The 7,352-nt window shown below is 48.2% G+C and carries 6 protein-coding genes and 1 rRNA gene; all 7 read right to left on the bottom strand.

The window, feature by feature from the left end; translation table 11 throughout:
• Window positions 1–20: 20 nt before the first annotated feature.
• Window positions 21–1,391: a DNA repair protein RadA gene (gene radA, locus CKW00_RS10090; protein ID WP_095822454.1), complete on the bottom strand. Its 1,371-nt coding sequence runs from the start codon at window positions 1,389–1,391 to the stop codon at window positions 21–23.
• Window positions 1,392–1,620: 229 nt separating this feature from the next.
• Window positions 1,621–4,086 (bottom strand): ATP-dependent protease ATP-binding subunit ClpC, encoded by a 2,466-nt coding sequence (gene clpC / locus CKW00_RS10095; protein ID WP_095822455.1) that lies wholly within the window; start codon window positions 4,084–4,086, stop codon window positions 1,621–1,623.
• A gap of 18 nt (window positions 4,087–4,104) precedes the next feature.
• A complete protein-coding gene (locus CKW00_RS10100) occupies window positions 4,105–5,175 on the bottom strand; it encodes a protein arginine kinase (RefSeq protein WP_095822456.1) in 1,071 nt (356 codons plus the stop codon).
• Complete coding sequence (locus CKW00_RS10105) at window positions 5,175–5,726, bottom strand: UvrB/UvrC motif-containing protein (RefSeq protein ID WP_095822457.1); 552 nt, start codon at window positions 5,724–5,726, stop codon at window positions 5,175–5,177. The genes CKW00_RS10100 and CKW00_RS10105 overlap by 1 nt, the downstream gene beginning before the upstream one ends.
• Window positions 5,727–5,744: 18 nt before the next feature.
• Window positions 5,745–6,206 carry a CtsR family transcriptional regulator gene (locus CKW00_RS10110; protein WP_095822458.1) on the bottom strand — a complete coding sequence of 154 codons (462 nt, stop codon included), beginning with the start codon at window positions 6,204–6,206 and terminating at the stop codon, window positions 5,745–5,747.
• 182 nt (window positions 6,207–6,388) lie between these two features.
• Window positions 6,389–7,090: an MgtC/SapB family protein gene (locus tag CKW00_RS10115; protein WP_008592455.1), complete on the bottom strand. Its 702-nt coding sequence runs from the start codon at window positions 7,088–7,090 to the stop codon at window positions 6,389–6,391.
• 135 nt (window positions 7,091–7,225) lie between these two features.
• A 5S ribosomal RNA gene (gene rrf / locus CKW00_RS10120) occupies window positions 7,226–7,340 on the bottom strand.
• Between the last annotated feature and the right edge of the window lie 12 nt (window positions 7,341–7,352).

Here is a 7,352-nt window from a genome sequence, read left to right on the forward strand (position 1 = left end):
TTCACGTGGAACACAACCCCTTACTCCAGGGTTGCGTCCATCGCTTCTTTGATCGTTTCCACACCAATCACTTCTATATCATCCGGTACAGTCCAGCCTTCAAGGTTTCTTGAAGGGATGACCGCCCGGGAAAACCCGAGTTTGGCCGCTTCCTGTACTCTCTGTTCAATACGGGATACGCGCCTGATCTCACCGGTAAGTCCCACTTCCCCGATAAGGATATCCGTTGCTTTCGGCACCTGATCACGAAAACTCGAAGCGATACTCACTGCGACCCCGAGGTCGATAGCCGGTTCATCCAGCTTCACGCCTCCAGCCACTTTCACGTACGCGTCGTAGTTCTGCAGAAGCAGACCTGCTCTTTTTTCCAGTACGGCCATAAGAAGAGGTACTCTGCTGTGATCGAGCCCGGTAGCCATTCTCCTCGGGTTCCCGAAAGCCGTGGGGGAAATGAGGGCCTGAATCTCCACGAGCACAGGTCTCGTTCCCTCCATCGATGCAACTACCGTTGACCCGGCTGTACCTTTGGATCGTTCTTCGAGAAATATCTCCGAAGGATTCAACACTTCTTCGAGACCCGATTCCTTCATTTCGAAGATCCCCATTTCATGCGTGCCGCCGAAGCGGTTCTTCACGCTCCTGACAATCCGGAAAGTATTGTGCTGCTCCCCTTCAAAATAAAGGACGGCATCGACCATATGTTCGAGCAGACGGGGGCCGGCGATGGATCCTTCTTTCGTTACGTGCCCGACGATGAAGACGGGGATACCTTTTGTTTTGGCGATTCTCATCAGCTCACTCGTACATTCACGAACCTGGGAAACGCTTCCCGGTGCGGAAGTGACCTCTTCCTTATACACCGTCTGAATAGAGTCGATCACCAGAAATTTCGGCTGCACCGTCTCTATATGTGCGACGATATGCTCGAGGTTCGTTTCTGCGAGAATGTACAACTGATCCGATGTAACGTTTAAACGGTCTGCACGAAGCTTCGTCTGCTTCGTCGATTCTTCACCGGAAATGTACAGGACGGGAAGGTTCTTGTCCGCTAACTGAGAGGAGACCTGAAGTAAAAGGGTCGATTTTCCAATACCCGGATCTCCGCCTATTAAAACCATCGAACCTCCTACAATACCCCCGCCGAGCACCCTGTTAAACTCCGGCATCGCCGTCTCTATCCTCGATTCTTCTTTCAATGCGATAGACGTGATACGCTCCGGTTTCGACCTGCTATCCTTGTCGACCTGAAACGTGTGGCGATCATTCTTCCCTGTAATCGCTGTTTCCTCCACGAAAGTATTCCAGCGTCCGCATGCCGGACACTTCCCCATCCATTTGGGAGATTCGTTTCCACACTCCTGACAGACAAATATCGTCTTCTTCTTCGCCACCTTACATCTCTCCTTACTGTATATTATATACGGGATTTCTTATATATAAGTTTCATCTCCGTTTCAATTTCATTAAAAATCACTCCGGACTTTACAAATACCGCTTACAGAATAAAAGCCCGGAGTCCGCAGGGGAAAAACATGCAGTCCCTTCCGCTATTTCTTCCTCTTTGTATAATTATGAGGGAATAAAGAAAAAATCGGAAGGCATACGCCTTCCGATTCATACTTAAGCTTCTGAAGTTTCTGTGGATACTACGAATTCATTGTTTTCATCAAGATCGATGAGCACTTTCTGTCCTTTGTGGATAGACTCTTTCAACAGCTCTTCGGACAGCAGATCTTCTACGTTCTTCTGCAGTGAACGACGAAGCGGTCTCGCACCATATTCCGGATCGAATCCTTCTTCGGCAATATGGGAGATTGCTTTATCCGAAAGTGTAAAGTCGATTTCCTGCTCCAGCAGACGGGTTCTGAGCTGGTCTGCCATGAGAGTCACAATGTCTTTCATGTGTTTTCTCTCCAGAGCATGGAAGACGATGGTTTCATCGATACGGTTAAGGAACTCAGGACGGAAAGCTTTCTTAAGCTCTTCGGTCACTTTCGATTTCATATCTTTGTGGTCCTGAGTCTGGTCTCCCATGGAAAACCCGACGTATTTATTTTCTTTCAGTTCCTGGGCGCCGACGTTCGAAGTCATAATAAGCACAGTGTTCCGGAAATCTACGACGCGACCTTTACCGTCCGTCAGACGACCGTCTTCAAGCACCTGAAGCAGTACGTTGAATACATCCGGATGCGCTTTTTCCACTTCGTCCAGCAGCACGACGGAGTATGGTTTCTGACGGACTTTTTCCGTTAACTGTCCGCCTTCTTCATAACCGACATAGCCCGGAGGGGAACCTACGAGACGGGACGTGCTGTGTTTTTCCATATATTCGGACATATCGACACGGATCATCGCATCCTCTTCACCGAACATGCTTTCAGCGAGAGCGCGGGCCAATTCGGTCTTACCTACACCGGTCGGTCCGAGGAATATAAAGGAACCGATTGGACGTTTAGGATCTTTCAGTCCCGCACGGGCCCGGCGGATCGCCTTAGCCACTGAATCTACCGCTTCCTCCTGACCGATGACGCGGTTGTGAAGTGTATCCTCGAGATGAAGAAGCTGTTCGCTTTCTTCCGTAGTCATTTTCTTCACAGGAACTCCGGTCCAGAGAGAGACGATGGAAGCTATATCTTCGACAGTCACTTCGGAATCTTCCTGTCCCTGTTTTTCTTTCCATTTTTTCTGCGTTTCTTCCAGCTCTTCGCGTAACTTCTGTTCGTCGTCGCGAAGGGAAGCAGCTTTTTCAAATTCCTGACTCTGTACAGCCGCATCTTTTTCTTTACGGACTTCTTCGAGTTTCTGTTCCAGTTCTTTCAGGTTAGGTGGAGCCGTATAGGAACGGAGGCGTACTTTGGAAGCTGCCTCATCTATGAGATCGATAGCTTTATCCGGAAGGAAACGATCTGTGATATAACGATCGGAAAACCGGACTGCTGATTCGATTGCTTCATCTGTTATCGTTACTCTGTGGTGTGCTTCATAACGGTCCCGCAGACCCTGAAGGATCTGTGTGGATTCTTCCGTCGTAGGTTCATCAACCTGGATAGGCTGGAAACGACGTTCCAGAGCAGCATCTTTTTCGATATACTTCCGGTACTCATCCAGCGTAGTGGCACCGATACACTGAAGATCCCCACGCGCAAGAGAAGGTTTCAGAATGTTGGAGGCGTCAATCGCCCCTTCTGCACCGCCGGCCCCGATCAGTGTGTGCAATTCGTCAATGAAAAGAATGATATTCCCTGCCTGACGAATCTCTTCCATCACTTTTTTCAAACGGTCTTCAAACTCTCCGCGGTATTTAGTACCGGCGACGATCGTACCCATATCGAGGGTCATGACGCGTTTATCCCTCAGAATCTCAGGTACTTCGTTTTCCACGATCTGCTGGGCCAGTCCTTCTGCAACTGCAGTTTTACCGACACCCGGCTCCCCGACGAGTACGGGGTTGTTTTTCGTACGACGACTCAATACCTGTATGACACGCTGAATTTCTTCACTACGACCGATGACCGGGTCAACGTTTCCTTCTTTGGCGACGGAAGTCAGGTCCTGGGCAAGGGAGTCGAGTGTAGGGGTGGTTTGACCGCTGCCCTGAGCAGCCGCGCCGCCCTGGTTGCCGCCGCGACGACCCTGGCCGCCTGTCGATTCATTGTTGCCCAGCAGCTGAAGTACCTGTTGGCGGGCTTTATTCAGACTGACACCGAGATTGTTAAGCACTCGTGCAGCCACTCCTTCTCCTTCGCGGATCAGACCGAGAAGAATATGTTCCGTTCCTACGTAAGAGTGTCCCAATTTGCGGGCTTCGTCCATGGAAAGCTCAATCACCTTCTTGGCGCGCGGAGTATAGTGGATAGTCTGGGATTTCTGTTCTCCTGCACCGATCAGGTTCTCCACTTCCGTCTGGATGGTTTCAGCTTCCAGTCCAAGCGCAGTCAGCGCTTTCGCTGCGATACCCTCGCCTTCTTTCACGAGACCTAACAGTACGTGCTCCGTACCGATGTTACTGTGACCGAGACGTACGGCTTCTTCCTGGGACAATGAAAGTACTTTTTGTGCTCTTTCTGTAAATCTGCCAAACATCATAATTTGTTACCTCCCTCATTAGTTATCATCTTCAAGATTTATTCTTTCCCTTATCAGAGTCGCCCGTTTGATATCCCGCTCTTCGGGATCCAGGGATTCTCCGGCATACTGCTGGAGAAATCCGGGCTGAGTCAGTACCATCAGTTCATTTAAGATGGTACGCGGTATATCTTTCAGAAAATCCAGATCAATACCGAGACGAAGATCCGACAGACAGCCTGCCGCTTCTTTGGAAGTTATGACCCGGCTGTGTCTGAGCGTACCATAAGAACGATAAATGCGATCTTCCAGCTGTACCGGGGAACGATTCATAAGTGTCTGTCTTGCCTTGCGTTCCTGCTCGATGAGCTGCTGCACAACGCTGTGCAGATCTTCCACGATGTCTTCTTCGGATTTACCCAGGGTAATCTGGTTTGAAATCTGAAAAAGATTTCCCACCGCTTCACTGCCTTCCCCGTATATCCCCCGCACGACGAGACCAAGCTGGTTGATCGCCGGAGTCATACGATTAATCTGTTTAGTGAGAGCGAGAGCGGGCAGGTGCATCATGACAGAGGCCCTCATTCCTGTTCCCACGTTTGTCGGGCATGCGGTCAAATATCCGCGCTCTTCGTCAAAAGCGTAATCTATTTTCTCTTCCAGCCAGTCGTCCAGCTGAGAGGCCTGTTCCAAAGCTTTATCAAGCTGAAAACCTGGGAAATACAGCTGAATGCGAAGATGATCTTCCTCATTGACCATAATCGATACCTGTTCATTTTCACTGATAATGGTAGCTGCATTTTCTCTGTCTTCAATCAGATGGGGACTGACCAGATGCTTCTCCACGAGCACTCTTTTTTCTATCGGCTGAAGATCATCCATTTTCACCAGCTGCAGCCCTTCGTATTCACGGAAAGAACACTCGGTGAAATGTTCATCCATGAAGGAAAGGACCTCCTCCAGTGGTTCCCCTCTTGCTACTGTCGGAAAAGGTTGGGAAGAAAAGTTTCTTGCAAGCCGGATACGGCTGCTCAGTACTATATCACTATCCGGTCCGTCGTGCCGCATCCACGGACTGATAGCCTCATTCATAAATTTCTCAAGAGACATCAGGAATCACCGCCTTTATCCTGGTTCAATTCTTCTTCAAGCGTTCTGATTTCATCTCTTACTTTAGCAGCTTCCTCGAATTCTTCCTGATTGATAAGCTGATGAAGCTTTTCCCGGTGTTTCTCTATATCTTTTCGAAGGTTCAGATCCCCGCCGGCTCGTTTTGGAACTTTGCCGTGGTGTGTCGTATTTCCGCTGTGCACCCGTTTCAGAATCGGGTCCAGCCGTTCATTGAACGTCTCATAGCACGTGGCACAGCCGAATTTACCGGCCTTCGTGAACTCCTGATAGGTAAGACCGCATCCGGAACATTGAAGACTTTCCTTCTGCTGCTGCTTATTCCCCTGAAATAACTTGCCGGCACTTCCGCTGCCTTCCATATGAAAAAGCCCGGACAACAAATCATTCAGAGAGAACTTCTCTTCTTCCTGATTCATGTAACCCTGTTCCTTGGCACAGGAGTCGCACAAATGAACTTCATTTTTTTCACCGTTGATTACCTGGGTCAGATGAACAGTAGCCGGATACTTCTCACAACGCTGACATTGCATACAAGAACACTCCTTTCTCTACTTATATTTAAGCTTCGATAACATAGCCGTCATTACTCTTGAGCGTATCTCATCACGGAAGGGTAATGGAAAAGCTAACGTATTTCTGTCAATAACGCTCAAAATAAGTTCGGACTCCCTCGTCGTAATCACTTTATTTTCAAGCAGCCGTTTCACGATATCCAGGGCTCTCGCCTGGGATACCTGCGGCTGAATGAGCAGTAATACTTCGTCGATGAGGTCGGCTTCATCCAGATGCTGAATACGGCGGATGCGAATATACCCGCCACCGCCTCTTTTACTTTCCACTATATACCCTTTTTCCACAGTAAAACGGGTCTTAATCACATAATTAATTTGAGAAGGAACACACTGAAATTTTTCAGCCAGATCACTACGTTTTATTTCGATGACCTGATGCGGGTTATCCTGGATTATGTGTTTCAGATATTCTTCGATGACGTCAGATATATTCCGCATGGCCCTCCTCCTTCCTTTGACTTTGACTATCTTTGACTATAATTTTATTATACTCAAAATCATGAAGCATTCAACTATTTTGTTTGCAATAGAACCTTTCCCTAAATACCCTCCCATTAAAAGCATCTGGCCGGAAAATCACCATATTTCCTTCTCACAAAAAAAAGCCCGGCAGCAGGCTTTTAGAATCTGTGGATTACTGAAATTTCCCCGTCGAGTTTTCCCAACTCTTCCATCAGCGTTTGATCATCCAGTGTATTTGTTTTTGATAATTTCAAAATCATATAGATATGATCTTCTTTTTTGATTTCCACCTTTTCGATTTCAACTTCAAGATGTTCCAGCAGGGCAAAAATCTCCTTTACCCCTTTCTGATCTGCCACTGTAAGGTGATAAGCACCTTTTGCTACGTGCCTGAGATATTTTTCTTCCAGATTATTCAACAGGATGAGGCTGAGAAGGACAAGAAAAGTAGCCAGTACCGCAATGTCGTACATGCCTGCTCCGACAATCAGCCCGATTCCCGCAACTGTCCAGATGGAGGCGGCTGTCGTCAGCCCACGGATGGTGCTTCCGTTTACGATGATCGTGCCTGCTCCAAGAAAGCCGATTCCGCTGATAACGTAAGAAGGAATGCGGGCAGGATCAAAACGGATATTATCATATTTCTGGATATATTCTTCAAATCCGTATAAGGATAAAAGCATCATAATACACGCTCCGACACCGACAAGTATGTGGGTACGGAATCCGGCAGAGTGCCGTTTCAGTTCTCTTTCAAAACCTATCAGTCCTGAAAGAAACAGCGCAATCACCAGTCTGATCGTAAAGATATCAAAGTCTTCGTCAATAAATCCCGAAAAAAATTCTTTGAATTCTTCCATCCTGCTCCCCGCCTTTCCAGTTTCGACTTCTCTAAATACCCTACCCCTGCATCATAAGACTGAATCACAGGAGGCACCGAAAGATCGTACCTATACAAAAGAAGCCCAGAGGGGGTGGCCTCTGGGCTTCTGACAATGTGGCAGCGCCCTACTCTTGCGGGGGGTAACCCCGACTACCATCGGCGCGGAAGAACTTAACTTCTGTGTTCGGCATGGGAACAGGTGTGACCTCTTCGCTCTTGCCACCACATCTTTAGAAGGA

The organism is Salimicrobium humidisoli (assembly GCF_002295105.1).
GTDB classification, from domain to species: Bacteria; Bacillota; Bacilli; order Bacillales; family Halobacillaceae; genus Salimicrobium; species Salimicrobium humidisoli.